The 26,338-nt window shown below is 63.3% G+C and carries 27 protein-coding genes and 1 pseudogene; 14 read left to right on the top strand and 14 right to left on the bottom strand.

Annotated elements, in window-relative coordinates:
- Positions 1-46: 46 nt before the first annotated feature.
- Positions 47-367 (top strand): hypothetical protein, encoded by a 321-nt coding sequence (locus tag CHB88_RS14145; RefSeq protein ID WP_089399986.1) that lies wholly within the window; start codon positions 47-49, stop codon positions 365-367.
- A 27-nt stretch (positions 368-394) separates the two neighbouring features.
- Here CHB88_RS14145 and CHB88_RS14140 read toward each other — a convergent pair whose 3' ends face one another.
- The 3 genes from CHB88_RS14140 to CHB88_RS14130 form a co-directional block, all read right to left on the bottom strand.
- Positions 395-694, bottom strand: coding sequence for a hypothetical protein (locus CHB88_RS14140; RefSeq protein ID WP_089399985.1), 300 nt, complete (start codon positions 692-694; stop codon positions 395-397).
- Between the two features lie 222 nt (positions 695-916).
- Entirely contained in the window at positions 917-1,126 is a 210-nt protein-coding gene (locus CHB88_RS14135) for a hypothetical protein (RefSeq protein ID WP_089399984.1), read from the bottom strand.
- A gap of 139 nt (positions 1,127-1,265) precedes the next feature.
- Positions 1,266-2,516 (bottom strand): Hsp70 family protein, encoded by a 1,251-nt coding sequence (locus tag CHB88_RS14130; RefSeq protein WP_089399983.1) that lies wholly within the window; start codon positions 2,514-2,516, stop codon positions 1,266-1,268.
- Between the two features lie 198 nt (positions 2,517-2,714).
- Here CHB88_RS14130 and CHB88_RS14125 point away from each other — a divergent pair, with 198 nt between their 5' ends.
- On the top strand, positions 2,715-3,659 hold the full coding sequence (locus CHB88_RS14125) for a bestrophin family protein (RefSeq protein WP_089399982.1): 945 nt from the start codon (positions 2,715-2,717) through the stop codon (positions 3,657-3,659).
- A gap of 114 nt (positions 3,660-3,773) precedes the next feature.
- Here CHB88_RS14125 and CHB88_RS14120 read toward each other — a convergent pair whose 3' ends face one another.
- The 6 genes and pseudogenes from CHB88_RS14120 to CHB88_RS14100 all read right to left on the bottom strand — a co-directional run bounded on the left by CHB88_RS14120 (position 3,774) and on the right by CHB88_RS14100 (position 8,173).
- On the bottom strand, positions 3,774-4,052 hold the full coding sequence (locus tag CHB88_RS14120) for a hypothetical protein (protein WP_143131277.1): 279 nt from the start codon (positions 4,050-4,052) through the stop codon (positions 3,774-3,776).
- A 29-nt stretch (positions 4,053-4,081) separates the two neighbouring features.
- Complete coding sequence (locus tag CHB88_RS14115) at positions 4,082-5,590, bottom strand: DUF4331 domain-containing protein (protein ID WP_089399980.1); 1,509 nt, start codon at positions 5,588-5,590, stop codon at positions 4,082-4,084.
- Between the two features lie 291 nt (positions 5,591-5,881).
- The gene (locus tag CHB88_RS14110) at positions 5,882-6,862 is read right to left on the bottom strand and encodes a DUF4198 domain-containing protein (protein ID WP_176442479.1); all 981 of its coding nucleotides are present in this window, start codon (positions 6,860-6,862) and stop codon (positions 5,882-5,884) included.
- Positions 6,863-6,936: 74 nt separating this feature from the next.
- Positions 6,937-7,238: pseudogene (locus tag CHB88_RS14105) on the bottom strand (6-phosphofructokinase).
- A 135-nt stretch (positions 7,239-7,373) separates the two neighbouring features.
- Positions 7,374-7,547 carry a hypothetical protein gene (locus CHB88_RS25185; protein ID WP_176442478.1) on the bottom strand — a complete coding sequence of 58 codons (174 nt, stop codon included), beginning with the start codon at positions 7,545-7,547 and terminating at the stop codon, positions 7,374-7,376.
- Positions 7,548-7,864: 317 nt separating this feature from the next.
- Positions 7,865-8,173, bottom strand: coding sequence for an ABC transporter substrate binding protein (locus CHB88_RS14100; protein ID WP_089399978.1), 309 nt, complete (start codon positions 8,171-8,173; stop codon positions 7,865-7,867).
- Positions 8,174-8,303: 130 nt separating this feature from the next.
- Here CHB88_RS14100 and CHB88_RS14095 point away from each other — a divergent pair, with 130 nt between their 5' ends.
- The 4 genes from CHB88_RS14095 (at position 8,304) to CHB88_RS14080 (ending at position 12,854) form a co-directional block, all read left to right on the top strand.
- Positions 8,304-8,933: a hypothetical protein gene (locus tag CHB88_RS14095; RefSeq protein ID WP_143131276.1), complete on the top strand. Its 630-nt coding sequence runs from the start codon at positions 8,304-8,306 to the stop codon at positions 8,931-8,933.
- A gap of 131 nt (positions 8,934-9,064) precedes the next feature.
- Positions 9,065-9,649 (top strand): (2Fe-2S)-binding protein, encoded by a 585-nt coding sequence (locus CHB88_RS14090; RefSeq protein ID WP_089399976.1) that lies wholly within the window; start codon positions 9,065-9,067, stop codon positions 9,647-9,649.
- Positions 9,650-9,660: 11 nt separating this feature from the next.
- Positions 9,661-10,647, top strand: a complete 987-nt coding sequence (locus tag CHB88_RS14085) for an FAD binding domain-containing protein (RefSeq protein ID WP_089399975.1) — start codon at positions 9,661-9,663, stop codon at positions 10,645-10,647.
- The gene (locus CHB88_RS14080) at positions 10,644-12,854 is read left to right on the top strand and encodes a xanthine dehydrogenase family protein molybdopterin-binding subunit (protein ID WP_089399974.1); all 2,211 of its coding nucleotides are present in this window, start codon (positions 10,644-10,646) and stop codon (positions 12,852-12,854) included. Before CHB88_RS14085 ends, CHB88_RS14080 begins: the two co-directional genes overlap by 4 nt.
- Positions 12,855-12,905: 51 nt before the next feature.
- On the opposite strand, the gene CHB88_RS14075 is transcribed toward CHB88_RS14080, so the two are convergent.
- Together CHB88_RS14075 and CHB88_RS14070 are read right to left on the bottom strand one after the other, a co-directional pair.
- Positions 12,906-13,256, bottom strand: a complete 351-nt coding sequence (locus CHB88_RS14075) for a DUF8129 domain-containing protein (protein WP_089399973.1) — start codon at positions 13,254-13,256, stop codon at positions 12,906-12,908.
- Positions 13,257-13,774: 518 nt separating this feature from the next.
- The gene (locus CHB88_RS14070) at positions 13,775-14,044 is read right to left on the bottom strand and encodes a hypothetical protein (RefSeq protein ID WP_089399972.1); all 270 of its coding nucleotides are present in this window, start codon (positions 14,042-14,044) and stop codon (positions 13,775-13,777) included.
- A 263-nt stretch (positions 14,045-14,307) separates the two neighbouring features.
- Between CHB88_RS14070 and CHB88_RS14065 the strand changes: the two genes are divergently transcribed.
- On the top strand, positions 14,308-14,703 hold the full coding sequence (locus tag CHB88_RS14065) for a hypothetical protein (RefSeq protein ID WP_143131275.1): 396 nt from the start codon (positions 14,308-14,310) through the stop codon (positions 14,701-14,703).
- Between the two features lie 58 nt (positions 14,704-14,761).
- Here the strand turns inward: CHB88_RS14065 and CHB88_RS14060 are convergent, their stop codons facing one another.
- Together CHB88_RS14060 and CHB88_RS14055 are read right to left on the bottom strand one after the other, a co-directional pair.
- Complete coding sequence (locus CHB88_RS14060; protein WP_176442477.1) at positions 14,762-15,256, bottom strand: DJ-1/PfpI family protein; 495 nt, start codon at positions 15,254-15,256, stop codon at positions 14,762-14,764.
- A gap of 78 nt (positions 15,257-15,334) precedes the next feature.
- Complete coding sequence (locus CHB88_RS14055) at positions 15,335-15,946, bottom strand: TetR/AcrR family transcriptional regulator (RefSeq protein ID WP_089399969.1); 612 nt, start codon at positions 15,944-15,946, stop codon at positions 15,335-15,337.
- An 81-nt stretch (positions 15,947-16,027) separates the two neighbouring features.
- On the opposite strand from CHB88_RS14055, the gene CHB88_RS14050 reads away from it, so the two are divergent.
- Genes CHB88_RS14050 through CHB88_RS14040 form a run of 3 tightly spaced genes read left to right on the top strand, consistent with a single transcriptional unit; the run spans position 16,028 to position 19,200 of the window.
- The gene (locus CHB88_RS14050; RefSeq protein WP_089399968.1) at positions 16,028-17,515 is read left to right on the top strand and encodes a flavin-containing monooxygenase; all 1,488 of its coding nucleotides are present in this window, start codon (positions 16,028-16,030) and stop codon (positions 17,513-17,515) included.
- Positions 17,512-18,321: an SDR family NAD(P)-dependent oxidoreductase gene (locus CHB88_RS14045; RefSeq protein WP_089399967.1), complete on the top strand. Its 810-nt coding sequence runs from the start codon at positions 17,512-17,514 to the stop codon at positions 18,319-18,321. The genes CHB88_RS14050 and CHB88_RS14045 overlap by 4 nt, the downstream gene beginning before the upstream one ends.
- Positions 18,322-18,378: 57 nt before the next feature.
- Positions 18,379-19,200 carry a metal-dependent hydrolase gene (locus CHB88_RS14040; RefSeq protein WP_089399966.1) on the top strand — a complete coding sequence of 274 codons (822 nt, stop codon included), beginning with the start codon at positions 18,379-18,381 and terminating at the stop codon, positions 19,198-19,200.
- A gap of 4 nt (positions 19,201-19,204) precedes the next feature.
- Here the strand turns inward: CHB88_RS14040 and CHB88_RS14035 are convergent, their stop codons facing one another.
- Positions 19,205-19,708, bottom strand: coding sequence for an arsinothricin resistance N-acetyltransferase ArsN1 family B (locus CHB88_RS14035; RefSeq protein ID WP_089399965.1), 504 nt, complete (start codon positions 19,706-19,708; stop codon positions 19,205-19,207).
- A gap of 398 nt (positions 19,709-20,106) precedes the next feature.
- On the opposite strand from CHB88_RS14035, the gene CHB88_RS14030 reads away from it, so the two are divergent.
- The 4 genes from CHB88_RS14030 (at position 20,107) to CHB88_RS14015 (ending at position 26,315) form a co-directional block, all read left to right on the top strand.
- Positions 20,107-20,517: a tetratricopeptide repeat protein gene (locus tag CHB88_RS14030; protein WP_089399964.1), complete on the top strand. Its 411-nt coding sequence runs from the start codon at positions 20,107-20,109 to the stop codon at positions 20,515-20,517.
- Positions 20,518-21,152: 635 nt separating this feature from the next.
- Entirely contained in the window at positions 21,153-23,936 is a 2,784-nt protein-coding gene (locus CHB88_RS14025) for a hypothetical protein (protein ID WP_089399963.1), read from the top strand.
- A gap of 382 nt (positions 23,937-24,318) precedes the next feature.
- Positions 24,319-25,440: a type IV pilus twitching motility protein PilT gene (locus CHB88_RS14020; RefSeq protein WP_089400065.1), complete on the top strand. Its 1,122-nt coding sequence runs from the start codon at positions 24,319-24,321 to the stop codon at positions 25,438-25,440.
- 224 nt (positions 25,441-25,664) lie between these two features.
- Positions 25,665-26,315: an FMN-binding negative transcriptional regulator gene (locus tag CHB88_RS14015; protein ID WP_089399962.1), complete on the top strand. Its 651-nt coding sequence runs from the start codon at positions 25,665-25,667 to the stop codon at positions 26,313-26,315.
- Positions 26,316-26,338: the final 23 nt, after the last annotated feature.

Below are 26,338 nucleotides of genomic sequence, written 5' to 3'. Positions count from 1 at the left end.
ACCGCGGATTACAGGCAGGTTCATTCACGAATTCTTCGAGACTTCCATGCCCGGTCACAACAACATCGCCAGCAACGGGACGACGTTGCCCGCCTTTCCCGCATCGACTTGGGAAGAGCAGAAGCTCGACATCGAAACTTTCGGCGATTGGCTGAAGATCAACACCGTGGATTACTTCATCCTGCCGCCGGTGACGATACTCGGCGCCGACGGCAGGGAGCGGATGGTATTCGTGCTGCGTCAGGCGGATGAAGTGGTCGGCGTGTTCGAGACGCCCCGTCAGGCGCTGCATGCGCTCGGCCGCAACACCCGGGCCTTCAGCGCCTTCCGGCTGCACAGCCAGCAGCAGAAAACGCGGGGCGCATGAGGCGCTTCCTCGCCGGAGGTGCGGCGCTTATTTCTTTCCGGCTTCCCTGATCACCTGATAGTGGATGCCGCTGGTGAGGCGCTTCAGCTCGGCGTAGGGATGCCTTTCCCAGACCACGCGCGTGGCGCCGTTCTGCTTGAGCGTCAGCATGATCAGCACTTCATCGCTGCCGCAGGTGATGGCGAAGACATTCTTCGCCACCGGCTCCGTCGGCGGATCGCAGGTCTCGCGCACCAGCACCGCCGGCTCGCTGCTCTTGCCTGCCGGCTTGCCTTGAGCAAAAGCCAGAACGGGAAGCAGCATCAGCAGGGCGGACAGGCGTTTCATGGCGTCCTCGCGGTCGAATTATCGGATTGTCGGCATGACGGGCAGATGCGGCACCAAGTACGGGCACCGCAGTGGAAAGCATGCGCCGCGGCCGCAAGGCCGGTTTGATCGCGGGTAAGCCGGATAAGGGAAGGCACTGCGCCAGCTCATGCGCCGGCAAGGCGGGGCAGCGGGCGCGGCGAGCCGGCGGGAACGCCTGCGCCGCGCCGCACAGGGGCGGGATTAATGAATGGCGGAGCTGAGGGGCGCCTGCAGCGGAACGAAGACGCGGTCACGCTGGCCGGTCAGCCCTTCGAAAGCCTGCTGGTAGCCGGTATGGGTCTGGGCGCGCTCGAAGGGGCGGGCCTGCTCTTCATTCAGTTCGGTATGGTCCCAGACCAGCGCTCCGTCGTGGGCCTGAACATAGATGCTGAGGATGTATTTTTTGTTCATCGGATGCCTGTGCAATGAAGGAAGAAAGATGCTTAGAGGCAGCCGGTGGCCCAAGTTCCCGGGGGAAATCGTTTTTTGCTGGCATTTTTTCGTCCGCATGACAGACGTACAAGACTTGCCCGGCGCGGCGAAGCGGCGATCAGCCGAAACGCCGTGCCGCATCAAGCGCCAGCCCGGCGCCGATGGACCCGAACAAATCGCCCTCGACATGGCGTGCCTCCGGCAGCAGTCCGCTGATGCGCCGGCGTAGGTAAGGCACGGCGCTGGAGCCGCCGGTGAAGAACACGGTGGCAATTTCCTTGCGGTCGATGCCGGCATCGGCCAGCAGGCGCAGCACGGTTTGCTCGATGCTGCCCACCAGCTGGCCGATGGCGTGGTCGAACTGCTCACGCTCCAGCAGCACGGTCTGCGGCGGCGACAGCCGTTCCAGTTCGAGCTCGATGCGCGTCGCTTCCGACAGGGCGATCTTGCCCTGCTCGACTTGAATTGCCAGCCAGTGGCCGGCGCGTTGGTCGATCAGATCGAGCAGGCGGTCGAGCTTGTCGCGCTCGACGGCATCGCGGTAGATGTCGCGCAGCTGGTTCTCCGCCTGGCGGGTATAGGCCAGGTTGATGGTATGCCAGGTGGCGAGATTGAAATAGAAGCCGGACGGCATCTCGCTCTGATTCTTCAGCCGGCTGCCCAGGCCGAGCAGCGGCATGACGTGGGACAGGCTGAGGTACTTGTCGAAGTCGGTGCCGCCGATGTGCACGCCGGCATAGGCCAGCACGTCGCCGCGGCGATCCGTTTTCCCGGCCGACTGCGGCGACAGCTTCACCAGCGAAAAGTCGGACGTGCCGCCGCCGATGTCCACCACCAGCACCAGTTCCTCGCGATCGATCTGCGACTCATAGTCGAAGGCGGCGGCGATCGGCTCGAACTGGAAGGCCACGTCGCGAAAGCCGGCGGCGCGGGCGATGTCGGCCAGCGTTTCTTCCGCCAGCTTGTCTGCCTTGGCATCGTCGTCGACGAAAAACACCGGCCGGCCGAACACCGCCTGGTCGAAGCCGCGCCCCGCCGCCTGCTCCGCCCTGCGCTTGAGCTCGGCGATGAACTGCGACAGCAGGCTGCGGTAGGACAGGGCGCGGCCCATCACCTCGGTCTGGCCATCGATCAGGCTGGACCCGAGCAGGCTCTTGAGCGAGCGCATCAGCCGCCCTTCATGGCCGGCGAGATAACCGGCCAGCGCCGCCCGGCCGAAGCTGACCGCGTTTTCCTCGGCGTTGAAGAACACGACCGAGGGCAGGGTCGCCTTGCCATCCTCCAGCGGCAGCAGGCTGGGTTGTCCGGGCCGGCGCCAGCCGGCAGTGGAGTTCGACGTGCCGAAGTCCACGCCTAGTGCATTGGTCATAAGCTTTGTCACGGTTCGGAAAGCCGGCAATCTTAGGCCAAGGCGGGCGGCGTGGCGAGACAATTTTCGCGCCGGTTGGGCTTTCCCCACGCTATCGAAGAAAGGCTTGACGCGGCCGCTTGCCGCCTCAGGCAGGCGCGGCTATACAGCAAGCTGGCAGGATAAGGGACCGGGTGATTTCATGCGAAAGCGGCAGCGATGATCGTGCGGGAAAGGCCGACGGGGTGGAAGCTGTTCCTCATCATGCGGGGATCGGTGCTGCCGCGCATCCGCAACGTGCTGCTGATAAACCTGGCGCTGTCGATCGCCGTGACTCTGGCGCACGGCGTGCTGTTCGCGCACAAGATCACGCTCACGCCCATCCCGTTCACCCTGATAGGCCTGGCGCTCGCCATCTTTCTCGGCTTCCGCAACAACGTCTCCTACGACCGCTACTGGGAAGGGCGCAAGTTGTGGGGCACGCTGGTGTATTCCTGCCGCAATCTGGCGCGCGAATGCCTCAGCCTGATCGACCCGACCGGACATGAGAGAGCCGGCGCTGCGCCGCTGGACGAGGTCGGCACGAGAATGATTTACCGCGCCATCGCATACGTCCACGCGCTGCGCCAGCGCCTGCGCGGCACGCCCGATGCCGGGCAGCTGCGGCCTTGGCTGCGGGAGGCGGAATGGCGGCAACTGAACGCGGAAGCGCCGGACCCGAATCAGCTGATGCTGGCGATGGGCCGCGACCTGCAGCAGTGCCTCGCCGACCAGCGCATCGATCCCTGCCTCGCTGCGAGCATCAATGCGACCCTCAACGACATGGTGGCCGCCGCCACCGGCTGCGAACGCATCCGCAATACGCCCATCCCGTTTTCCTACACCCTGCTGCTGCACCGCACCGCCTACCTCTACTGCTTCATGCTGCCCTTCGGCCTGGTGGACACGATCGGCTTCATGACGCCGGTGGTGGTATCCATCGTCGCCTATACCTTCTTCGGCCTGGATGCGCTCGGCGACGAGATCGAGGAGCCGTTCGGAACATCGCCGAATGATCTGCCGCTGGATGCGATCTGCCGTGCGATTGAATCCGAACTGCGCGCGGCCGTGGGCGATCCTTCTCCGCCACCGCCGCTGCAGCCGGTGAATTACTGCCTGCTTTAACAGAGCTCCTCTTCGCCTCTTGGCGGATCGAGAGCCGCCCATGGAGGGTGGAGGTGCCCAATGGCGAAAACCGGACGTTGCAGCGGCCAGGTTTTCGCCATTCGTATCGCCGGCTCAGGTGCCGAGCGCGCCCGGTTCAGTATTGTCGGGATTGGTCGCGCTGAAGCTGTCTAGCGCGGTTGGCTCGGCGGTGTCGGACGATCCCGCGATCAGGGCGGCGACGGCGGCGAAGAATCCATCGCTGCTGCTTGCTGCCGTGCCGTTGTTACGCCCGCTGGCATTGCCCGACGCCGAAGCGCCCGCACCATTGCTTGCGACGGCGGTGTCATCGCCGCCGCAGCCGGCCAGCATCAGCGCCAGCAAGCCCGCCGTGGCAAGGTATCGTTTTTTCATGATGTGTTCCTTATGAATCAGGGTTGCGCTCATTGACCGGCCTGGTTGCCGGGGATGGGCGTAGTCAGATAGGGGAAACGGTTCAGGTAGTCCTGCGCCGTCTTGCGCACGCCGTCCGTCAGCGCCAGTCCGCCTGCGGGGGCATCGGCGGGCTTGCAGCCGACCTGCAATGCGTCATTGGCGCCCGTCAGCACGCATAAGGCGCCCATCGACACGCGCAGGGACAGATCGACCACGTCGTCCGCCGGGCGCCTGCCGTTCGGGAAGCCGGCGTTGTCGCCAGCCGCGACGCCGAGCGGATTCTGCTGACCCTGTGCCGTCGGTGCAATTGACGTATTCAGGCGCATCATTTCCGAAGCGACCACGTTCTTCGGCTGGTTGACGCCGGGCAGCCCTTTCAGGAATGCGGTGACCAGATCGGTGCGGGGGAAATTGGTCGGCGCTTTCGCGGATGGGAAGAGCGTCTCGATCAAAGCCGGCAGGGCCGGGTTGGTGACGTAGTCGGCAAACTGGCCGTCATTGCTCGGACGGGAGCTGTTGAAGCGGTCCTTGTCGTCGGTGCCGATCACCACTTCGTTCACCAGGGGCATGCCCAGCCGCGATACCTGAGTCCAGGCGCCGCCTTCCTTCGTCGCATTGTTCAAGCCGGATCCGGGATTGGGATTGATCAGCCGGCCCTGCCGCACGCTGGCGGTGGTCCAGGCGCCCACCACCGGATCGGATTGGCTGGCAACACAGGAAATCGGAACCTCCATCGAGATCGAACTCACGTTCTTGCCTTCCAGGTTGTTTTCATTGCCGCCGACTTCGGCGCCCAGCGGGTTGAGGTTGAACAGGTCGAAGGTCTTCCCGACGGCAATGTAGAACGGCTCCTTGCGCTGTCCCACGAAGACGCGGGCCGGCGTATCGCAGCTGGGGATGTTGACGTTGTAGATGTGCTGGTCGGCGTATTTCGCGTAGCCGTCGGCGCCGCCGAATGTCTTGTCGCCGATGTTATCCACCGGCTTGTCGAATTCCGTTGCGCCTCCGGACGCATTGGTCACCGATGCCCGGGTACCGCTGCGCCTGTCGCCGCGCACCAGGTCGATCGTATAGGTTTCCCGGTTGTTCAGGGCAGCGTCGTTCACGCTGCTGATGGGCCCTGAATTAATCAGGGGAATCGGTATCTGCTTGTTGCCGATGGTGAGGGCGGTGCGCTTCGAAGTGTTCTTGAACCGGAACTGGAAGGTCAGGTCTTCCTTGGCGTCGCCATTGGTGTCGAAGTGGATTTCATACAGGGCGTTCTGATCGAACTGATAGAAGTTGGGACCGCCGAAGGGATCCTGGAATGGGATGTAGTTGGCCACGACCGTCACGTAGCCTTCGCGTCCCGGCTCATAGCTTCGGAACAGGTAGAGGTCGGTGGCGTCCACCTTCGGCTGGCCGGTCAGGAATGGCGCCTCGCGGTGGCTGGAAGCGACCGAGACCGATGGCGCCGCGATGAGCGTGCTCGTGGCGAGAAGCATGAGGCTCAATGCGTTGGTTCTTTTCGAAAGCATGATGACTTCCTTTGAATAGGCAGAGACGAATGGCGTTTAGGGGAGGGATCTGCAGCCTGCGGTCAAGCGGCGTGACAGATTGATGCAATACGCAAGAGCGTTTGCATGTCGGGTTGGCGCATGGTTTAGCAGGCGGCCATTGGTTTGTACGCAAGGAGCGTTCCGCTTGACTGGCGGAAAATCTGCCGGGTAGAGCAGGGCTGTCCAACCCGAAAAGCCGAAAATGAACCGTGTTCTCGGCAATATTCTGAATTTGTCTATGTAATGTCCATTACAAATTTAGAAAATTTTTCAATCTTCCTTGCGTGTACCGTCAGTCACCGATTTGCCATCCTGGCGCTGCGTATTTTCGCCTTGAGGCAAGGAAAAGGTCAGGTTGCCCCAGAAGCTGTCCCAATCGGCTAGCTCCTTCTGCTCGGCCGGGATCATGTGGACGACGCTGATCATCCAGTCGCCCGTGAAGGGAAGCATGAAGCTCGCGTTGCCCCCGTTGTCGGTTCGGGCGCGCAGCATCGTCGTTTGCCGCGGGGATCGGTGCCATGCCTTCACGAGGGCATTCTGCAGCGGCTTTCCATCGAAACGCACGGCCAGCCGGAGAGAGGAGGGCGGCTGGCTTTCGAAGGGGTCGTTCTGCGGCACGATCTCCAGCCTTTGTCCCGTCTGCAGCGCATAGGTCTTGTCCGTCACCCCGCCGATGCGGATCAGGTGCTTGACGTTCCGCCGGTATCGTTCCCGCCCGGGGCGGGCTTCCTGCCCCGCGTCCTTGCGCTGTTCGATGATGCGGTCCAAGCCTTCATCATGAAGATAGGCGTGGAATTTATCCGCCGGCAGTTCGATGAAGCTCGGCTGGCTGTCATAGGAGACCAGATGAATGCCAGCGGGCAGGGCAGGCAAGGGGAATGTGCCCAGCACGCCTTGCTGGGGAAGCTTTTGGCCAAGGTCGGCGCCGCCGTTGAGGGAGTGCAGCTTCAGGTCGGCAAGATACTGGCAGCCGAAGCCGATCCGGTCGCCTTCGAAATTCTCTCCGACGAAGAGCTGAAGGCCCATCTCCTGTCCCGGCCCGGCACCTGGGGAAGACTGCATCCAGAACTCATGCGCGTGAGCCAAGGCACCGAGCATCATCGCGGCCAGGCCGCACAGTTTGAAGCAGCGTTTCATAAGAGGGGATGGAAGTTGGTCGGAAATTTGAGAACGGAGCAAAAGCCGTGACAGCTCGATGCGATAGTCTCCCTCAGGCAATGCGTTCAGCGTAGCGGCTGTTTCGACACGCATGGTCCTGTTCCAGCAAGCTTCTCTCATTAAGGGCCGCTGGCCATATCTACATTGGTTCCGCTAACCAGGGATCGTTATCGCAGTTCCTCAAATTTCTTTCGTGGGGCTGCTTGTACTGCTAGTCGCCTAGGCTCTTTGACCCTGGCGGCCAGCTTGTCGATGTCGAACGGAATCTCCAGAATCGGGATGCCATGCGCGCCGCCGGCAATGCCTGCATGCAGCATGATCCAACTGCCCCTCACTTCCACCACCATCCCCCGCTGGTGGCTTTCGGCCGTGCCGTGCAGGCGGTGGCGAAGGAGACGGCGCTGTCGAAGCCGACGATGGTGAAGGTCTTGTCGAGGTCGTTGTCGATGGTCTTGGGCACGCCGACCACGCGCAAGCCCTTGCGGTGCAAGGTATTGGCGATCGTCAGCGAGCCGTCGCCGCCCACAGATGGCGGAAAATCTACCCCAACGACCGTCCGCGGCCGCGGCGGAGAAGATTGAAACCGGTCAGGGGCTCGCGGTCGTTATTGCCAGGTCGGCCATTCGACGAACTGCTCCAGTTCCTGCGCACTCAGGGGCAAGGCGGCGCCGCCCTTGTCATGGCCGGGGATGAGCAGGTACATCACGGGCGTGTCGGGCTGGGCGGCATTGCCAGCCGGGCCGGCCGGCTCAAGCGCCATTTCGGTACGAATTTCCATCGCTGCTCTCCTTGAGTCGATCGAACGATTGTCTCCCTGCCATGGAAACGCCGGTCCGGGAAAGAGGCGGCTTTTGTCCCCACATTTCCGTGCTTTGCGATGGCAACAAAAAAATGCCCGGCTCATGGCCGGGCGAAGTTCGACTTCCTGGGAGTCCCTGCGGGGACAGCGCATCATACGAGATGCAGATTAAGCCAATCTTAAGGGTTGGCTGGTGATACGGGAATAAACGTCACGGTACGACGTCAATGGATTAAAGGACGTCGGCCGGCAGCCGAGCCGGTTTCCTCCAGGTTCAATCGGCTGCGGTTCACCATTCAATCGATGACGCGATCGGCGCCTTTCAGCAGCGCGGCCAGAACCGTGATGCCCAACGTGCGGGCGGTCCGCTGGTTGATCGCCAGCACACGGCGCGACACTACCTCGAAAGGCGTATCGGCCGGCCTCGGGCCTTTCAAAATCTTGTGTTCGGTCGCGAAGCCGGGAAGGCGTTCGAGCTGGCTGTACGGAAAGCGCGCTTCATGGGCGACATCCGACCCCTCGACACAGCCGGATTGCGCCATGCCCTTGCGCAGCCCTTCGAACGCCGGATTGGGTTTCCCCTCGACAGTTGCGGCTCCATTCATCAGTACGCCGATCCGGTACACCTTGCCGATCTGCTGGGCATGCGAAGTGCCGCTCGTTAAGACGAAGCGTGCAGCAATAACAGCGGCACCCCTGCCAAAAGTGTGCGTCGGTCCATGGTATTGCTTCCACGTGGCTGCTGCATTGTCGGCCCACCATGTTCATCTTGGAGCGCTTGCCGCAGTTCGCTTGGAGACCAAGCAAAGGCTGTTCAACCCAAATCAATCGGCGCCGACTTTCCGCCTGTCTGCAACCGGTGCCGATGCCAGTGGCGACCGTTCCACCGCCGGACCGACGCAGCGAACCCTGGCGCGCAATGGGGAGCAGCGTGCCGGCGCAAGCGAGCGGCTGACCGCTTTTGCGGGGGACGTGTTGGAACTATCTCGCCGGCGCGATTACAAACCGGTTTTCTTCATCGCCAAGGAGACAGCCATGATGCCGGTAGGACAGATCAGGGAACGCCTGGTGAAGATAGAGACGGTGATCGATGATGCGGCGCGCGCCTGCCAGACCGGGCAGAACGTGCCGGACGAATTACGCCGCACCATCGATGAGCTTGAACGGGAATCGGACAGCGCCAAGCAGATGGCGCAGACGGAAAGCGCGGAAGACCGCTTTCTCGATTGCGTCGACCGTCTGGAAGAAATTGGCGACCGCGCCAAGCGCTACTGCAACGAGGCCCGGGTGCTGGACCAGCGGGTGCAGCAGGCCGTGACGCAGGCGCACGACATGATTTCCACGCTGAAGCACGAACTGCATTGAGGCGATCCGGTTCGGACCTGCATTGCGCAGGGATGAATCGGGTCATTACCGGGTTGAAGGGCCGACGGTGATTCGCCGGCCCGTCGTCGTGCCCATCGATCCGGCACGTCGTCTTGGACAGGAGAATCTCCATGGCAGAACAGCAGCCGGATGCAGCCAGCCCGTCGCGGACCGGCGGCGACTTGCCCATGCAGGAGGTGCCGCCGCAGCCGGTCAGCCTGCGCATCAACGGCAAGACCTACTCATTCATGCTGGAGCCGCGCGTCACGCTGCTGGATGCCTTGCGCGAGGTGGTCCGCCTGTCCGGCACCAAGAAGGGATGCGACCGCGGCCAATGCGGCGCCTGCACCGTGCTGGTGGACGGCCAGCGCATCAATGCCTGCCTGACGCTGGCCATCATGCAGGAAGGGCGCGAGATCACGACGATCGAAGGCCTGGCCAATGACCATGGCCTGCATCCCATGCAGCAAGCCTTCCTCGACTGCGACGGCTTGCAGTGCGGCTATTGCACGCCGGGACAGATCTGCTCGGCAGTGGCCCTGCTGGAAGAGGTGAAGGCAGGACAGGCCAGCGCGATCGATCCGCGCAAGGCCGCCGATGCGGCCAGCTTGTCCGACGAGGAAATCCGCGAGCGCATGAGCGGCAATATCTGCCGCTGCGGCGCCTATCCCAACATCGTAGCCGCCATCCGCATGGCGGCCGGCGCCAGCCGCTGACGGAGGCCAACATGCATGCCTTCCACTACGACCGTGCGGCCGACATTGCGCAGGCCCTGCGCCTCGGCGCGCAGCCGGGCGCGAAGTACATCGGCGGCGGCACCAACCTGCTCGACCTCTACAAGAGCGGCATCGAGCGGCCGCTGCGGCTGGTGGACGTGAGCCGCCTGCCGCTGGCCGGGATCGATGTCCTGCCGGACGGCGGCCTGCGCATCGGCGCCATGGCCAGCAACACCGCCGCCGCCAATCATCCGCTGGTGCGGGAGCGCTATCCGCTGCTGGCCGAGGCGCTGCTGGCGGGGGCATCCACGCAGCTGCGCAATATGGCGACCGTCGGCGGCAACCTGCTGCAGCGCACCCGCTGCTACTACTTCACCGACCCGGCGCTGGGGCCGTGCAATAAGCGCACCCCCGGCGCCGGCTGCGCCGCGCGCGACGGCTACAACCGCATCCACGCGATCCTCGGCGCGAGCGAGACGTGCATCGCGGTGCATCCCTCCGACATGGCGGTGGCGCTGTGCGCGCTGGATGCGGTGATCCAGGTCCGGAGCGAGTCCGGCGAGCGCGCCATCGGCATCACGGATTTCCATCGGCTTCCGGGCGACGCGCCGCAGCAGGACACCACGCTCGCGCCCGGCGAGCTGATCGTCGCCATCGACCTGCCGCCTTCGCCCTTCGCGGCCCATTCGCACTACCTGAAGGTGCGTGACCGGGCCAGCTATGCCTTCGCGCTGGTCTCGGTCGCCGCTGCGCTCGACCTGCAGGATGGCAAGGTGCGGGAGGCGCGCATCGCGCTCGGCGGCGTGGCCCACAAGCCGTGGCGCGCCGCGAGCGCCGAAGCCGAGCTGCGCGGCCAGGCGCCCACCGATGACGTCCTGCGCCAGGCGGCGCAGCGCGCGCTGGAGGGGGCCCAAGGCTTCCGCCACAATGCCTTCAAGATCGAACTCGCGCAGCGCGCCATCGTGCGCACGCTGCGCCTTGCCGGAGCCAGCGCATGAGCATCATCGGCCAACCCATCAACCGCACCGACGGCATCGCCAAGGTGACGGGCAGTGCAGCCTATGCCGCCGACCATGCGCTGCCCGACCTGGCGCACGCGGTGCTCGTCACCAGCAACATCCCCAGCGGCCGCGTCAGTCGGATCGATGACGACGCGGCGCGCCAGGTGCCGGGCGTGCTGCTGGTGATGACGCATGAAAACGCGCCGCGCCTGCCGGACCGAACCAAATCCGGCAAGCTGCAGCCGCCGATCGGCCGGGTGCTGAGCCTGCTGCAATACGATGCGGTGCACTACAACAACGAGCCGGTGGCGGTGGTTGTGGCCGACACGCTGGAGCATGCGCGCGAAGCGGCGGCGCGGCTGGCGATCGACTACGAGACCGCGCCGGCGCTGCTCGATTTCGAGCAGGCCAAGGAAAAGCTGCATCCGCCGGACAAGGTGCTGTCGGAAAGCACAGACACCCGGCGCGGCGACCTGCAGGCCGGCCTGCTGTCGGCCAGCGCGAGCATCGACGCGTACTACACCACGCCCTACGCCAACCACAACCCGATGGAGCCGCATGCCACCATCGCGTCCTGGGAAGGCGAGCGGCTGACCCTGCATGATTCCACCCAGTACATCATGGGCGTGCGAAACATCGTCGCCGACACGCTAGGCATCGGCCCGGAAAACGTCTGCGTGATCTGCCCCTATACCGGCGGCGGCTTCGGCTGCAAGGGCTCGGTCTGGTCGCATGTGGTGCTGGCGGCAATGGCGGCGAAACTGGCGGGCCGGCCGGTGAAGCTGGTGCTGGACCGGAACCAGATGTTCGGCCCGGTCGGTACGCGGCCGATCACCGAGCAGCGCCTGCGCCTGGGCGCGCTGTCGGACGGGCGTCTCAGCGCCTCCAGCCACGACACCATCGCCTATACCTCGGTGATCGAAGACTGGATCGAGCCCTGCGGCCTGGCGACCCGCATGCTGTATCAATGCGCCAACCAGGAAACCACCCATCGCCTGGCCCGCATGAACCTCGGCACGCCGACCTTCATGCGGGCGCCGGGCGAAGCCACCGGCACCTTCGCGCTGGAGGCGGCGATGGATGAGCTGGCCGAGAAGCTGGGCATGGATCCGCTGCAATTTCGGCTGCAGAACTACGCCGAGCAGGATCCCGGCAAGCAGCTGCCATGGTCGAGCAAGTCGCTGCGCCAGTGCTACGAGATCGGCGCCGAACGCTTCGGCTGGTCGCGCCGCGATCCGCGTCCGCGCTCCATGCAGCGCGACGGCAAGCTGATCGGCTGGGGCATGGCCACCGCCACCTATCCCACCAACCGCTCCGCTGCCTCCGCCATGGCGCGCATGCTGCCGGACGGCACGGCGGTGGTGCGTACCGCGTCGCAAGACCTCGGCACCGGCACCTACACCGTCATGACCCAGGTCGCCGCCGATGCGCTCGGCTTGCCGCCGGAACGCATCCGGTTCCAGCTCGGCGACAGCAGCTTCCCGGCCGCGCCGGTGTCCGGCGGCTCCACCACCGTGGCCAGCGTCGGCCCAGCGGTGCATGCGGCGTCAGAGGCGCTGCGCCTGAAGCTGATCGGCATCGCCCTGGCCGATGAATCCTCGCCGCTGTTCGGCGCCAGCGCCGACCAGATCGATGCCGAGGATGGCTGGCTGTTCCTGCGCGCCGATCCGGCCCGGCGCGAGGCCATGGGTGAAATCGTCCAGCGCCACGGCGGGCACCCGGTGCAGGCCAGCGCCGACGCGGCGCCCGGCGGGGAGAAGCAGAAGTACTCCATGCATGCCTTCGGCGCGGTGTTCGTGGAAGTCAGCGTGGACGAGGCGCTGGGCGAGATCCGCGTGCCGCGCGTGGTGGGCGTGTACGGTGTCGGCAGGCTGATGAACCGCAAGACCGGCTATAGCCAGCTGATGGGCGGCATCGTCTGGGGCATCAGCCTGGCGCTGTTCGAGGAAGCGGTGATGGACGGGCGCAACGGCCGCGCGGTCAACGGCAATCTTGCCGAATACCATGTGCCGGTAAATGCCGACATCGGCAGCATCGATGTCAGCGTGGTCGACGAAGACGATCCGCACGTCAACCCGCTCGGCGCCAAGGGCATCGGTGAAATCGGCATCACCGGCGTCGGCGCGGCGATCGCGAATGCCATCCGCCACGCCACCGGGCGGCGGGTGCGGGACTTGCCGATCACCCTCGACAAGCTGCTGTAGCGCGGCAGGCAGGCGATTGGCCCGGTCCGTGCCGGACGGCGCAGCGGCTGATCACGCCTTCAAGCGCCGCTCCAGCATGGACAGCAGCCCCTTGCGGTTCTTGTGCCGGATTTCATAGGCGCGGATCTTGCGAATCTCGCCAGCCGAAAGACCCTCCAGCCGGCTGGCGATCTGCGGGATGGTCAGTCCGTCATAGTCCGGCAGCGGCAGCTTCCTGTCGGGAGAATGGCCTTGCCGGTCCTGCTGGCGGGCCTGCCTTGTTTCGCCGAACTTCGCGCGCTGCTTGTTGACGATGCGGGCAGCCACTTCTTCTTCCCGGCCGGGATAGCGGTGGCTCTGCCTGAACTGCTGCTTGAGCTCCTCGAATTCGCGTTCACGCTTGGTATTGGTTCCTGCGGGCATGCGGCACTCCTTTCGTTGGCAGCCATGGTTCATCGTCCGCGGGGCTGCACTTTCTCCGGATTGCGGCGCGGGCGTGATCATGACGGGTTCAGGGGGCAGGGAAGAAGCCCGGCCTGGTAGCGTTCACGGCGGACTCGCCGGTGGAACGGCAGCATCGCTGCCGGCGGGCGGAAAAGCCTGGGCCATCCCTGCGCATGACACTGTGATCGCTGCGGTGAACCCGGGTTCCGGAGGCTGCGGCCCATCCCCCAAACCGGGTATGGCGAACGCGAAGAGCAGGAAATAATATGGAAGTTCGGGCGCCGGCGTCGGCACCGGCCGTCATCCGGCCGCGTCGGTCGACGAGCTCGCTACTTTCATTGACAGGGTTATCGGAAACATGGAACGCGCGGACATTTTCATCCTGACTTCTCTCCTGCTGCTGGTGCTGGCGACGGTCATCGCCGTCGTCGCCATTCCTTTCTGAAAAGCGGGAGCGAAGTGGTGAAGCGTGGCCGCGCTGCGCGGCCTGCCACGCCTCAGGCAGCGTACTTGCGGCTCGGCTTTGGCAACAGCGCCGGCGCCTCGTCGCGGCTGCCGAGCTGCAGGGCTTGCCTCACATAAGCGATCATCTGGTCATTCGACATGTCGCTCACGCCTTCCAGGTGCGCCAGCATCAGACGGATGAGGCAAGCCATTTCGGCGACCGCCGCCGGATCTACCGAAGAGCGCAGCATGAGATGCAGCCTCGGGTAGCGGCTTTCCAGAGCCTTGAAACAGGCGGCTTCGATGTCGGGAAGGGAGTGCATGCTGGGGCGGGGGAATTGTGTTGCCGCCCATTATCGCCTGCATGGTGAATCTTGGAAATGCCCGGCCGGCAAATCCCGACGAGCGGCATCCGGCGAAGTTTTCGTCCTGATAACGGCATGGCTGCGGGCATCTTGTCGCCTGGTTTCCATGGCGCCTTGCATGTTGCATCGCGTCGCAAATGAACCGGGTTTTTACGTCACGCTGGAAACCCCGATGGCGGATCGAGGTCGATCAACCATGACATGGGGAGACAGCGCAGGCCATGCAAATCGATGTCTATCTTACAAGGGATATGTCCGGACAGTATCTGGCCATCATTCCATCGGAGCCGATGCTGTGCGCCAAGAACGTCACGCCGGCCAAGGCGGTGGCGGACGTGAAGATCATGCTGATCGCGCGCTGGAAGGCGATGCGCCAACTGCACCGGGACCTGACCCTGTTCCTGCCGGCGAGGGAATTGCTCGCCGAGCTGTATCCGGGCGGACGCTGGATAAGGACGGAACTCGTCCCCTACGCCGAGGGCGAGATGTCCGGCATCGCCATGGTCACGCAAGACCGGCGGCGGCGGGAGGACCGGCGCGGACGGGTCGGGAGCGAAAGCGCGATGGAGCAGCCGGGTTCTGGCAGGCGCAGCGGCGACCGCCGCCAACTGAATTGATGGCGGCCGCGGCGCAGGCCCGGCACGGTTTGCCAGGCCCGGGGCCGATCACCAAATGCTAGCTGCTGGCGATGCCGACGGCGTTTTCATCCGGCTTTCCGCGCAGGTTCTCCTGCATGCGGGCGGAAACCGCCTCGATGAATCGCCGCATGAAGGCATCGATGTCGCCCGCTTCTCCGCTGACCAGATTGCCGCCGGACGCCAGCTGCGCTGCCTCGCCGACGGCGCCTATCGTCTTGCCATCCTGCGAGAAATTCTGAACGAAGCGCGCGGCTTCCTCCCGGTCCGCCTGCGTGATTCCATTCACGTCGCCGCCCAGCAGCAGCAGCGCGTCGAAGGCCTTGGCATCGGCCTTGTTCAGCAGCAGGTCGGTCGCGATGTCGCTGCCAGGCTTCCCCTGGTCCATGCTGGCGACGCTTTCGGGCTTGTCGGAGATCAGCCGCGGCAGGGCGCCCTCGACTTCGAGGGCCTTGCGGCACTCGGCCAATGCCTGCTGCTCGACACCGTTGGTGACGAAGATCGCGACATTCATGCCGCTCAGTGCGAGGTCCATGAACTCTCCCATCCAAAAACTGGTTGATTTGCCATGGCGGGAAAAGTTCGATGCCTTGCGGCAGGCCTGGCCCGGCGTTCAGGTATCGGCCAGCAGCGCGCCGCCCAGCTTCATCGCCGCTTCGACTACCTTCTCGATGGGCGGCGCATAGTCCTGCTGGATCCAGTGCAGCGCGATCTGGCTGATGCCGCCGACGATGCCCAGCGCCAGCAATTCCTGCGCCGGTCCCGGCGCGGCGCCGAGAATGCGCATCACTTCCTGCGCGATGCCGCGCAATGCGGCATTGAAGGCAGCGTCCACCGCCTGTCCGGCGCCGCGGATCTCCACCAGAAAGACTTGGGCCGAGCGCGGTTCCCGCCTCAGCGCCGAGAAATAAGCGTGCAGCATGGCGCGTGCGCGCGCCTGCGGCTCGCCGTCGTTCTCGGCCGCCTGGCTGATTTCGCGAAACACACCATGCGTCACCGCCTGATAGCAGGCGATCAGCAGTTCCTCGCTGTTGCCGAAGGATTCATAGAAGTAGCGTTCCGTCAGCCCGGCCGCTTCGCACACCGCCTTGACCGACGACTGGCGGTAACCCCGTTCGCCATACAGCTCGACGGCCGCGGTGATCAGGCGCCGGCGCCGGTCGGCGCGGCGCTCTTCCTGCGACAGGCCGCGGTAGGCGCGGGCGGATGCGGTTTTTGGAGGCATCCTTCTATTCTGACATGAATCCTTGTCATAACTTATGTGACAAGCTACAGTGTCAGATCATTACCTCCCTCGTGTGTCGCTATGTCATCTGAACGGATCGCTGTGGAACAGGAGTTGCTGGACGTGCTGATCATCGGCGCCGGCCTGTCCGGCATCGGCGCCGCCCGCCATCTGCAGCGGCACTGTCAGGGCAAGCGCTACGCCATCCTGGAAGCGCGCGATGCCATCGGCGGCACCTGGGACTTGTTCCGCTATCCCGGCATCCGCTCCGACTCCGACATGTACACGCTGGGCTATGCATTCAAGCCCTGGACCGATGCCAAGGCGATCGCCGACGGGCCATCCATCCTGAAATACGTGCGCGAAACGGCCGAGGAAGCCGGCATCACGCGTCACATCCGCTTCGGCAGGAAGGCGGTCGCCGCCGCCTGGTCGAGCGACGAGGCCTGCTGGACGGTGGAAGTGGCCGACAGCGCCGGCGGCGCGCGCAGCACGCTGCGCACCCGCTTTCTCTACGCCTGCAGCGGATACTACAGCTACGACGAAGCCTACCGGCCCGAATTCACCGGCGAGCAGGATTTCCGCGGCGAAGTCGTACTGCCGCAGTTCTGGCCGAAAGACCTGGACCATGCCGGCAAGCGGGTGGCCGTCATCGGCAGCGGCGCCACCGCCGTGACGCTGGTGCCCGCCATGGCGGAGACTGCCGCCCACGTCACCATGCTGCAGCGCTCGCCCACTTACGTCGTTTCCCGGCCCGCACGGGATTCGATTGCGCTCTGGCTGCGCAGGCGCCTGCCGGCGCGGATCGCCTATGGCCTGACGCGCTGGAAGAACGTGCTGGTCGGCATGTTTTTCTACCGCCTGGCGCGGCGGCGCCCGGAACCGGTGAAGCGGCGCATCGTGCAGATGGCGGCGCAGGAGCTCGGCGCCGGCTTCGACGTCGCCACCCATTTCACGCCGAGCTACAAGCCCTGGGACCAGCGCATGTGCGTGGTGCCGGACGGCGACCTGTTCCGCGCCATCCGCGCCGGACGCGCCTCGGTGGTCACCGACACCATCGAGCGCTTCACCGCCGGCGGCATCCGCTTGTCGTCGGGTCGGGAACTGCCGGCGGATGTGATCGTCGTCGCCACCGGCCTCAAGCTGCAAATGTTGGGCGGGATGACGCTCATGGTGGACGGCAAGCCTGTGCAGCCGAGCGAAGCCCTGACCTACAAGGGCATGATGCTGGCCGACGTGCCGAACTTCGCCATGGCCTTCGGCTACACCAATGCCTCCTGGACCCTGAAGGCCGACCTCACCGCCGCCTATGTCTGCCGTCTGCTGCGCCACATGGACCGCCACGGCGAGGCGATCGCCGTGCCGCGCCGCGAGGCGGATGTGCAACCGCGCCCCTTCCTCGATTTCACCTCCGGCTACGTGCAGCGCGCCAAGGACATCCTGCCCAAGCAGGGATCGCGCGCGCCGTGGCAGGTGCACCAGAACTATTTCCGGGACATGTCGGTGATCCGCTTCGGACGCATCGATGATGGCGTGATGCGTTTCGGACCGAAGGGGGCCTTGCCATGAGATTGAAGGACAGGGTGGCGGTGATCACCGGCGCCGGCAGCGGCATCGGCCGCGCCATCGCGCTGTCGCTGGCGCGGCGGGGCTGCCACCTCGCGCTGGCCGACATCAGCGAGGCCGGACTGCGCGAAACGGCGCAACTGGCCGCCGGTTCGGGCGTGCGCACCAGCTGCCATCGCCTCGACGTCGCCGACCGCGAAGCGGTGCGGGCCTTCCCGCAAGAAGTGCTGGCGCGGCACGGCGCGGCGCACCTGCTGATCAACAATGCCGGCGTCGCGCTCGGCGGCACCTTCGAGCAGGTGAGCGAGGAAGACTTCGACTGGCTCATGAACATCAATTTCCACGGCGTAGTGCGCATGACGCGCGCCTTCCTGCCGCATCTGCATCAGGCGGACGAAGCGCGCATCGTGAACCTCTCCAGCCTGTACGGGTTGATCTCGCCGCCGGGGCAGGCCGCCTATTCGGCGAGCAAATTCGCGGTGCGCGGCTTTTCCAACGCGCTGCGCCATGAGCTGGAGGGCAGCCGCATCGGCGTCACGGTGGTGCATCCCGGCGGAGTCGCCACTGCCATTGCCCGCAGCGCCCGCGCGCCGGCCGGCGTACCGGAGGAAGAAGTCCGGCGGCGCAAGGCGCTCACCGAAAAGCTGCTGCGCATGCCGCCGGAGAAGGCCGGCGAGATCATCGTCGGCGCGATCGAGCAGGATCGGGCGCGGGTGGTGGTCGGGACCGATGCGAAGATCGTGTCGCTGCTGGAGCGACTCTCGCCCGTGCATTACTGGAGGCTGCTGAAGCACAGGGTCAAGGAATGAGCCCCCCTTACGGCGAGGCCAATGAATCGAACAACCAAGGCAACAAGGAAAACTGCAATGACTGACCTGGTGGTAAGACGCCTGCTGATCAACCTCGAAGCGCCGTTCGCGCGCCACTGGTGCGGCGGGGATGCGTTTCGCAGCGCCTTCTTCAATGCGCTGTCGATGAGCTTCCCGGTCGGCGAGCAGTTCTTCATCGACTCGGTGCGCAACGGCCTCAAGGAACTGCCGCCGGATCAGCAGGAGCGCTTCGCGAAGGAGGTGCAGGGCTTCATTGGCCAGGAAGCGACCCATCGCCGCATCCATGCGCTGTTCAACGCGCAGCTGGAAAAGCAGGGTCTCGTCAACGCCTGGGAAGGCCGCGCGCTGAAGGCGCAGAAGCTGCTCGACGGCGAGGACGTGCGGCACTGGCTGGCGATCACCGCGGCGAACGAGCATTTCACCGCCATCTTCGCCGAATGGCTGCTGAGCCACCCGGAATGGCTCGCCGGCAGCGAACCGCGCCTGCAGACCATGTGGCTGTGGCACAGCGCCGAAGAGTCGGAGCACAAGTCGACCGCCTTCGACTTGTACCAGGCCCTGGGCGGCAACCATCAATGGCGCCTTACCTGGATGCGGCGCATCACCATCGTCTTCCTCGGCGACGCGCTGCGCCAGACGGTGCTCAACCTGAAGCGGGATGGCAGCCTGTGGAAGGCCAAGACCTGGACCAGCGCCGCCGGTTTCCTGCTGGGCAAGCGCGGCCTGCTGCGCTTCAGCTATGGCCGCTGGCGCGAGTACAAGCGCCGCGATTTCCACCCAAGCCAGCATGAAAGCCGGTTGTCGGCCGACTGGCTGGCGCAGAACGCGCAGCAGTATTCGGTATTGGGAAGCCGATAGCGCGCTATCGATTCAGCAGCAGCTGCCAGTAGCCGACATCGATCCAGCGGCCGAACTTGTAGCCGACTTCAGGGAAAAGGGCGACCTGCCGGAAGCCGAAGCGCTCGTGGAAGCGCACGCTGGCTTCGTTCGGTTGCGTGATGCCGCCCATCACGGCGTGAACCCCCTGCGCCCGCAGGCGCGACAGCAGCGCCTCGTACAGCGGCCGCGCCAGTCCCTTGCCTGCTGCGTCTTCGCGCAGGTAGATGCTGCTTTCCACCGAATGGCGATAGGCGGAGCGCTCCTTCCATTTGCTGGCATAGGCATAGCCCATCACCTCGCCAGAGGTCTCCACCACCAGCCAGGGGAGGCCGGCTTCGAGCGTGTGCTCGATGCGACGCGCCATGTCGTCGGCCGCGACTTCGATTTCCTCGAAGCTGATGGTGGTGGTGGCGACATAGGGGTTGTAGATCGCCGCGAAGGCGGCGGCGTCGGCAAGGGTGGCGGGGCGGATGAGGAGGTTTGGCATCGCAGTAGAGGGCGCGTATGGAAAAAACCGCTGCAAAAGCAGGAGCGCTCCAATTCTACCTGCGGGAAAAGGAAGCAATGTCCATGATGGCGCTTCGGTGCGGATAGCTCTCCGCAAACCCACAAGTGTCGGCAGCGAAAAAACAGGCTTAGCGGAACCCGGCTCGATTGCGCGCATATCCACCTGAAACAGTCACGCTGACTGCCTCGTCAGGAAGGGCGACATGGCGCAATACTAGCTTTGCATTAATTTACGTTGGCTTGACGGCGCTTCACATTCCGGAAAAGCAGAATGAGCAGCAGCGCTTCTTAGCAATGAGCGCAATACCGGTCCATGGCCAATCCGCTTGAAGACCGGTCCGCAAAGCAAACCAAACCGCGACAGGAAAGGTGGCAATCATGCATCCGAAACGGGCAGCGCTTCGTCAGACGACATCGAGCACACGGGACGACATGCCGACGCTGGCGAGTTACCACGATCGCGACCTGGCCAGACAGATTCTATTGTGCGCGGCCGAACGTGATCCCGGCAATGCGCTTCATTACCTGGGACTTGGCGATCTCTGCTTCTCCGAAGGCAGACTTCCGGAAGCAAAATTCAATTACCGGTTTGCCATCCTCCTCGCGCCCCGGGATGCACGAGGCTATGCCCGATTGGGGATGGCCTATGAGCGGAGCGGGCAATATCGCTTTGCCCGCACCTACTACCGGAAAGCCCGATTCCTTTCGCCGGGTGTGACGCAATATGGGTTTGCCATACAGCGGGTTGCGCTCAAGTGCAGGGAAGACGTGGATAATGAGCCGTACTAAGCTGCTTGCACAGTACGGCTCACAGGACCATGGGAAACGTATGGTTGAGTCATTCTTAAGCGAATTAAATTACTGTGTTTCCACAGCACTGTGTTAATTGTCCGATACCACTGGATTGGCGTTCGTCCTATCGCACGGGGAAAAATCTTTGGGGCCAAAAATCATTTGTTCCGCACGAGCTATATCGAAGATACGAGTACAAATTTAGTCCAGTGGTTTGAGTCTCCCCTTGAAGCGAGCCTTGAAACGGCCTTGTCCAGATGTTTTCCATCCTGATCGTAGTCGCGGCCTAGGCCAAACAATATTTTCCTCCAGCGGCGGCAGGCCCTACCAGCCACCATCCCGCTCCAGCGGGCGCATTCAAGCGAATCAAAATCATGCGGATTTGCAAATGGCATGGACTTTGCAAATTGGAATGGCGCAGGTTCGACTTTACTCAACTAAAAATATGAATTCGAACTGCGCCGGGTTGAGCTCTCTCATGGCTTGGCAGATGGCGTCACGATTTGCACATCAGCCATTCACCATCGGGACTTTATCGTCCGATTAGTGACCCAGCGTTGTCGGGGAAGGGGAAACTCAAGTTGGACTTGATCCGTGGTTGATCCAGCTGCTTAGCTATAAGGGAGCCAAAAATGACGTCAGGAATTGAAAAAAGCCTCGTAAGCTTTACGGATGGATCGGTCGCAGGCGCCTCGCCGTCCCTTGCACGTTCACTGCCAACGGTCGGCGTCGGTGCGCTTTCAAATGCGGAGCTGCATGAGGCGCTGCGCGGGGCAGCTCTAGCAAATAACCTGTCGCCGGCTGTCGGGGAAGAAATTCTTAAAAGCTTGGGTGGCTCGGCATTACGCAACCAGCCTGGTTGGCTTCTCTTTCTGGAGGGGATAGGCGCGAAGATGCAACCGATTGCCAATGCGCTCAAGGGCGGGCTGAGCAGAACGGTGTTCGGGCTGATCATTGAAGGCGTGTTCGCAGAAACCACCAATGACGAGAGTCAGGCAATGCGCACCATGACGCTACGCCAGGCGCTCTCCAGGAAATCCAATTCCACCCTGGTCGCTGCGCTCGCTAGCATGATCAGCGAGCCGGCAAAAGCCAAAGGCGATGTTTCCTTTGCCGAGAAGCAGGCCGCGCTGGACCGCCTCAAGGCTTCCCTCGCAGCCACGGACCGCGAAGGGGCTTACGTGGCGATGGCCCGCCTGCTGGGCGGATTGCAGATACCGCACTTGTTCAATGAAGCTGCTGCGGTGATCGATGGCTTGCTCAAGCAGGAGACCCGTGCGCGGAGGAACCAGACCGCGACAACGGGCGATCGGGAGCGTCAGAGTTCTGCCGATAAATCTGCTGCTGAAACGCCCGAGGCCGAAACACTCCCGGTTCCCGAAAGTCTGCTTGCCGGAACAGTGTCTTCCGCCACGTCTTTCCCGGAAATCGCGCTGCCCAGAGGAGAGGGCTTGTTCTCGGGAATAGACAGAAAAATTGCCTCGCTTGAACATCAGATCAGGGAATCGGACAACCGCTTCGCTGCCTATGAAAGGCTAGCAGCAGCGGAAGAAGAACTGCAGCAAGCAATCATTGTGGCCAGCCCACCGTATGAACGGAGTTACTCAAGATTGACTGACCTGATGACGCGCCTGCAGGACTTTCAGAAAGCCATGGCTGCCGATAAAACCATGACGGCGGACCAAGTCAAGCAGAGGAATGATCTAGTCGATCAGGCGAAGGTCGTCATCAAGACCCTGAGGAGCGAACTTGCCGCCACCTACAGCGCCATGCGCGTAAAAGTGCTGGCTTGGGCCACAGCATCCGACAAGCAGCGGCTGACGTTTCAAGTCAAGCCGAATGATTTCGAAGACACCCTGCGCCGGCTTGAGCAAGCCTATCCTCCCGCTTCTGCACAAACCGACGCCCTGCGGGCGCACTACAAGCAAGAGCTTGGCGAACTGGCGCGCTCGTTCAAGGACGGCAGCCTCGATCAAGGGGAGCGTAATATGGCCAGCAACGTGTTGGCCGACCTCGCCGGCGTGGATGCCCGGTTCCAGACAAACTACCGTGGCGCCCTGCCTGCGAATTTTGATCTGGCGACCGCGCGCGCCGTAATGCCTCAGTCACCAGAGAATCTTGTAGTCACACCGAAATCCGGAAGCAATCCGGTGTCCTCGCAAACCGGGCCGAAAGCGACTTCGCAACTCACTATGCAAGTGGATCAGTCCGGCGGAATTGGCGGCACCGGCGGCAAGCCCCCTATCTCACCAACAGGCATGACGCCACCGGACGACGCCGCGCCCGCTGCCAAACCCAAAGCCTCCGACTGGACCAAGGTCATGGGCGACGTGATCGAGAAGACGGCGACTGTCGGCACCATTGCCGGGCTCGAGTACATGGGTGTCAAAGCTTTCCTCGGCGAGGTCGGCGTTTTTCCGGACGAATTCACGGTGAATGGCCGCAAGCTCCAAGCCAGCCAATTGGCCAATGAATTCGGCGAATCCAATGTGCTCGGCGCGCAGCAAACGGTAACCATAGCCACGCTCAAGCCGGGAACCAATGAGCCTGACGGGCATTTTTTCCTGGTCATCAATGCTTCCGTTGGGGGTGGATCGAAAGTATTCAAGGTGAAAGAGTTAGCGGAGGACGTGCGAGCCGGAAAATTCAATCTCCAGAATTTGGGCAAGTATGTCGATACCAACAAGCTGAACTTCATCATGCAATCCCTGGAGAAGACGAAACGGAGGGGCGCCGGTGTCCGGGGCACGATTGCCAATGTGGCAGCCATCTCGGCAACGGTTATGTTCGGTCCCTCCGAACTAGGCACCGTGCAGAAGCTTTCATTCATGATCGGGTCCGCCAACCTGACGGTTCGCGCGCTTGCTGCGAACACCGCAGTCGATTCGAACAAGGGCCGATTGGTCGTACAAAGTAGCCTGAATGTCTATGGCTTGCCTCAAGAACTGAAAGAGCATCCAATTTCGGCCTCGAGTGGCTTGCGGTTCGGACCTGCTGCGGTTTCGCAGATATGGGTGGCCCCTATCAAGGCGGAAGCCAATCTATGGTTCGGCTTGATGGATAAAGGTGCGAACCGGGTTGAGTTGAAGTCCGTTGACCCGTCGGTGGGGCCGACGGTAACTGCCACCCTCAACGGTAACAAGTACTCCAGCTGGTTCGACAATGAAAAAGTCAAGATAGCCAGATTGCCTGCCCTTCTTCAAGGCCGTGCGTCGATCGCGGAGGTGTTCCGGGGCGATCTGATCGCCATCTATGGAAAGGAAGGGCTGATGGGAATCGCGCGGTTCTTGCAGGATGAAATCGATGCCCATGCGCGGGCATTCGCCAAAGTCGGCGGGGACCTTGGCAGGGTATTTGAAGGGCAAGCGCCCGAAGCCATGGACATTCAGCGTCGCATCAAAGCTGAAACGCCTTGATCGACGTTGCTCCCGCCTGCCGTCCAGTCCCTGAAGCGCTATCCATGCCCCGCACGGTGGTCATGGACCTGCGCCCATCCTGTAACGGCGCGTATATGTTGACCTTTTATCAACGAGTTAGGTAGGCCATGAACGGTACGGCTGCCGGCGGCGGCGTTGCCGGCAAATATGTCGCGTTCGCGTCCGTCTCCTCGAGTTTTCCCGTGACCTTCAGGTGGTTTGCCATGGTGTCTCGGATGGATGGCCGCCGGCTTGGCGCCGCGCGGTGTGGCCGCGTAATCACGGCAGCCGCGGGCCGCTAAAAAAATCTCTTTCCACCTGGAATTTAACGGGCATGCTGGTTCTATAATCCCCTAACCCATCGAATCGCTTGCTCATCATCATGGAACACCACCAGTCCTCGCAGATTCCCACCCTGTCTTACATCGAGAACGAAGACCACCCGGTGTTCGGCACCCTGGTCGAGCAGATCCTGCACCTGCTGAATTCGAAGCTGGTGTTCTCTGACATCATCATCCACCAGAACAGCCCGCTGACGCTGCGCCAGCCGAAAGGGCTGGTGGCGGTCACCGATTCGCCCATTACCAAGGAAGAGCTGGAAGAGTTCTTCGACGTGATCCAGCCGAACTGGGCCGAGCGCATCAACGAGCGCGCCTTCGACCGCGCGATCGATCTGCACACGGCGCGCATCCGCGCCAACTGCTTCAGCTTCCAGGGCAAGAAGCGCCTGGGCTGCGTGATCCGCCGCTTCCCGAAGGAGCCGCTGTCGCTGATGGAACTCGGGCTGCACGCCGACGAGCAGGAATTCGCGCGGCTGACCAGCGGCCTGGTTCTGATCATCGGCGACACCTGCCAGGGCAAGTCGACCACGATCGCTTCCCTCCTCGACGAGATCAACCGGCAGCGCTCCGGCCACATCATCACGATCGAGGATCCGGTCGAGACCCTGATCCCGCAGCGCAAATGCATCATCACCCAGCGCGAGGTGGGCGAGGACGCCGACGTCGGCAGCTACTACCTGGGCGCGCTGGACGCCCTGCGCGAGCGGCCGGACGTGATCGTGATCGGCGAGATCCGCGACGCCCAGACTGCCCAGGAAGCGCTGGCCCTGGCCGAATCCGGCCCGCTGGTGCTGGCGAGCCTGCACGCGCGCTCGACCGAGCTCGGCCTGCAGAAAATGCTGCGCCTGCTCGGCAATTCCGACGCCCAGAGCCAGGCGCTGGCGCACGCGCTGCGCGGCGTCCTGTGCCAGGCGCTGCTGCCGTCGAAGCAAGGCAACCGCTATCACCTGGCGACAGAATGCCTGACCATCAGCCCGGCCATCGCATCCATGATCGAAGAGGGTGATCTGAGCGCCATCCGCGCCCACATGAACGCCGGCCGCGGGCTCGGCTGCCACACCATGAACAGCGTGCTGGAAGGCTTGCTGGCATCGCACAAGGTGAGTCTCGAAGATGCGCGGGCGGCCACGACGGATCGGATCGGGTTTGCGGAGATGGTGTGAATGGCCTGGCCGGCCTCGGCTAAGGCTTGTCCAAAAACAAGATGATTACATTGAGCGCATGCTGCTCAACGTGAGGCCATACTTGAGCGGCTAGTACAAGCCAAGTTTACCCGTCGCGGCGGCGTAAAGGCCTACCGCACGACCGCATGCGCTGACCTTCGCCCGCTCGGCAGCATCCAAACCAGAGGGATCAGCGCTGCGTTGCCAGGACCAAGGAATCGACAATGTACGTGCCTGCCCATTTCGATGAATCACGCCCCGAGGTGCTGCACGACCTCATCAAGCAGCATCCGTTCGGCATGTTGGTTACCCACACTTCGGGCGGACTGGATGCCAACCATCTTCCATTTGAACTCGATCCCGCGTCCGGCAAGCTGGGTCTGCTGAGTGCCCATGTCGCACGCGCCAATCCCTTGTGGCGGGAAGTGGCGAGCGGCGAAGAGGTGCTCGTCGTGTTTAGTGCCGGCGATGCTTACATATCGCCGAACTGGTACCCCTCCAAGCATGAGTTCCATCGGCAGGTGCCAACCTGGAACTACATGGTGGCGCATGCCCATGGGCGCATCACGATACGTGACGATGAACGCTTCGTGCGGAGCGTCGTGGCGCGGCTGACCCGGACCCATGAAGCGTCGCAGCCGACGCCATGGAAAATGGGAGACAGTTCCCAGGAATTCATCGATTCGATGTTGAAGGCCGTTGTCGGTCTAGAAATCGAGATCACGCGGCTCGTCGGCAAGTCAAAGCTGAGCCAGAACAAGGAAGTGCGTGACATGCGCAGCGCCGGCGAGATGCTCAAGACTCTGGGAGAGCCAGTGGTTGGCAGTGCGATGCTGGCCTGTGCTGACGCCAAATCAATCGAACCACCTCAATGACATCATCCAGCAGGATGGCGGAA

It is taken from the genome of Noviherbaspirillum humi (assembly GCF_900188095.1).
GTDB lineage: Bacteria > Pseudomonadota > Gammaproteobacteria > Burkholderiales > Burkholderiaceae_D > Noviherbaspirillum > Noviherbaspirillum humi.
This window is presented reverse-complemented; position numbering and strand designations above follow the sequence as displayed.

What these genes read in the sequence shown, in the direction of transcription:
- CHB88_RS14055 (WP_089399969.1), bottom strand. Translation starts at nt 15,946, where the DNA reads ATGCCTCCAAAAACCGCATCCGCCCGCGCCTACCGCGGCCTGTCGCAG.
- CHB88_RS25185 (WP_176442478.1), bottom strand. Translation starts at nt 7,547, where the DNA reads ATGGAAATTCGTACCGAAATGGCGCTTGAGCCGGCCGGCCCGGCTGGC.
- CHB88_RS14125 (WP_089399982.1), top strand. Translation starts at nt 2,715, where the DNA reads ATGATCGTGCGGGAAAGGCCGACGGGGTGGAAGCTGTTCCTCATCATG.
- CHB88_RS14100 (WP_089399978.1), bottom strand. Translation starts at nt 8,173, where the DNA reads ATGAATGGAGCCGCAACTGTCGAGGGGAAACCCAATCCGGCGTTCGAA.
- CHB88_RS14035 (WP_089399965.1), bottom strand. Translation starts at nt 19,708, where the DNA reads ATGCCAAACCTCCTCATCCGCCCCGCCACCCTTGCCGACGCCGCCGCC.
- CHB88_RS14030 (WP_089399964.1), top strand. Translation starts at nt 20,107, where the DNA reads ATGCATCCGAAACGGGCAGCGCTTCGTCAGACGACATCGAGCACACGG.
- CHB88_RS14120 (WP_143131277.1), bottom strand. Translation starts at nt 4,052, where the DNA reads ATGAAAAAACGATACCTTGCCACGGCGGGCTTGCTGGCGCTGATGCTG.
- CHB88_RS14060 (WP_176442477.1), bottom strand. Translation starts at nt 15,256, where the DNA reads ATGGACCTCGCACTGAGCGGCATGAATGTCGCGATCTTCGTCACCAAC.
- CHB88_RS14070 (WP_089399972.1), bottom strand. Translation starts at nt 14,044, where the DNA reads ATGCACTCCCTTCCCGACATCGAAGCCGCCTGTTTCAAGGCTCTGGAA.
- CHB88_RS14040 (WP_089399966.1), top strand. Translation starts at nt 18,379, where the DNA reads ATGACTGACCTGGTGGTAAGACGCCTGCTGATCAACCTCGAAGCGCCG.
- CHB88_RS14085 (WP_089399975.1), top strand. Translation starts at nt 9,661, where the DNA reads ATGCATGCCTTCCACTACGACCGTGCGGCCGACATTGCGCAGGCCCTG.
- CHB88_RS14050 (WP_089399968.1), top strand. Translation starts at nt 16,028, where the DNA reads ATGTCATCTGAACGGATCGCTGTGGAACAGGAGTTGCTGGACGTGCTG.
- CHB88_RS14130 (WP_089399983.1), bottom strand. Translation starts at nt 2,516, where the DNA reads ATGACCAATGCACTAGGCGTGGACTTCGGCACGTCGAACTCCACTGCC.
- CHB88_RS14025 (WP_089399963.1), top strand. Translation starts at nt 21,153, where the DNA reads ATGACGTCAGGAATTGAAAAAAGCCTCGTAAGCTTTACGGATGGATCG.
- CHB88_RS14145 (WP_089399986.1), top strand. Translation starts at nt 47, where the DNA reads ATGCCCGGTCACAACAACATCGCCAGCAACGGGACGACGTTGCCCGCC.
- CHB88_RS14020 (WP_089400065.1), top strand. Translation starts at nt 24,319, where the DNA reads ATGGAACACCACCAGTCCTCGCAGATTCCCACCCTGTCTTACATCGAG.
- CHB88_RS14090 (WP_089399976.1), top strand. Translation starts at nt 9,065, where the DNA reads ATGGCAGAACAGCAGCCGGATGCAGCCAGCCCGTCGCGGACCGGCGGC.
- CHB88_RS14065 (WP_143131275.1), top strand. Translation starts at nt 14,308, where the DNA reads ATGCAAATCGATGTCTATCTTACAAGGGATATGTCCGGACAGTATCTG.
- CHB88_RS14045 (WP_089399967.1), top strand. Translation starts at nt 17,512, where the DNA reads ATGAGATTGAAGGACAGGGTGGCGGTGATCACCGGCGCCGGCAGCGGC.
- CHB88_RS14080 (WP_089399974.1), top strand. Translation starts at nt 10,644, where the DNA reads ATGAGCATCATCGGCCAACCCATCAACCGCACCGACGGCATCGCCAAG.
- CHB88_RS14115 (WP_089399980.1), bottom strand. Translation starts at nt 5,590, where the DNA reads ATGCTTTCGAAAAGAACCAACGCATTGAGCCTCATGCTTCTCGCCACG.
- CHB88_RS14135 (WP_089399984.1), bottom strand. Translation starts at nt 1,126, where the DNA reads ATGAACAAAAAATACATCCTCAGCATCTATGTTCAGGCCCACGACGGA.
- CHB88_RS14015 (WP_089399962.1), top strand. Translation starts at nt 25,665, where the DNA reads ATGTACGTGCCTGCCCATTTCGATGAATCACGCCCCGAGGTGCTGCAC.
- CHB88_RS14110 (WP_176442479.1), bottom strand. Translation starts at nt 6,862, where the DNA reads ATGCGTGTCGAAACAGCCGCTACGCTGAACGCATTGCCTGAGGGAGAC.
- CHB88_RS14140 (WP_089399985.1), bottom strand. Translation starts at nt 694, where the DNA reads ATGAAACGCCTGTCCGCCCTGCTGATGCTGCTTCCCGTTCTGGCTTTT.
- CHB88_RS14075 (WP_089399973.1), bottom strand. Translation starts at nt 13,256, where the DNA reads ATGCCCGCAGGAACCAATACCAAGCGTGAACGCGAATTCGAGGAGCTC.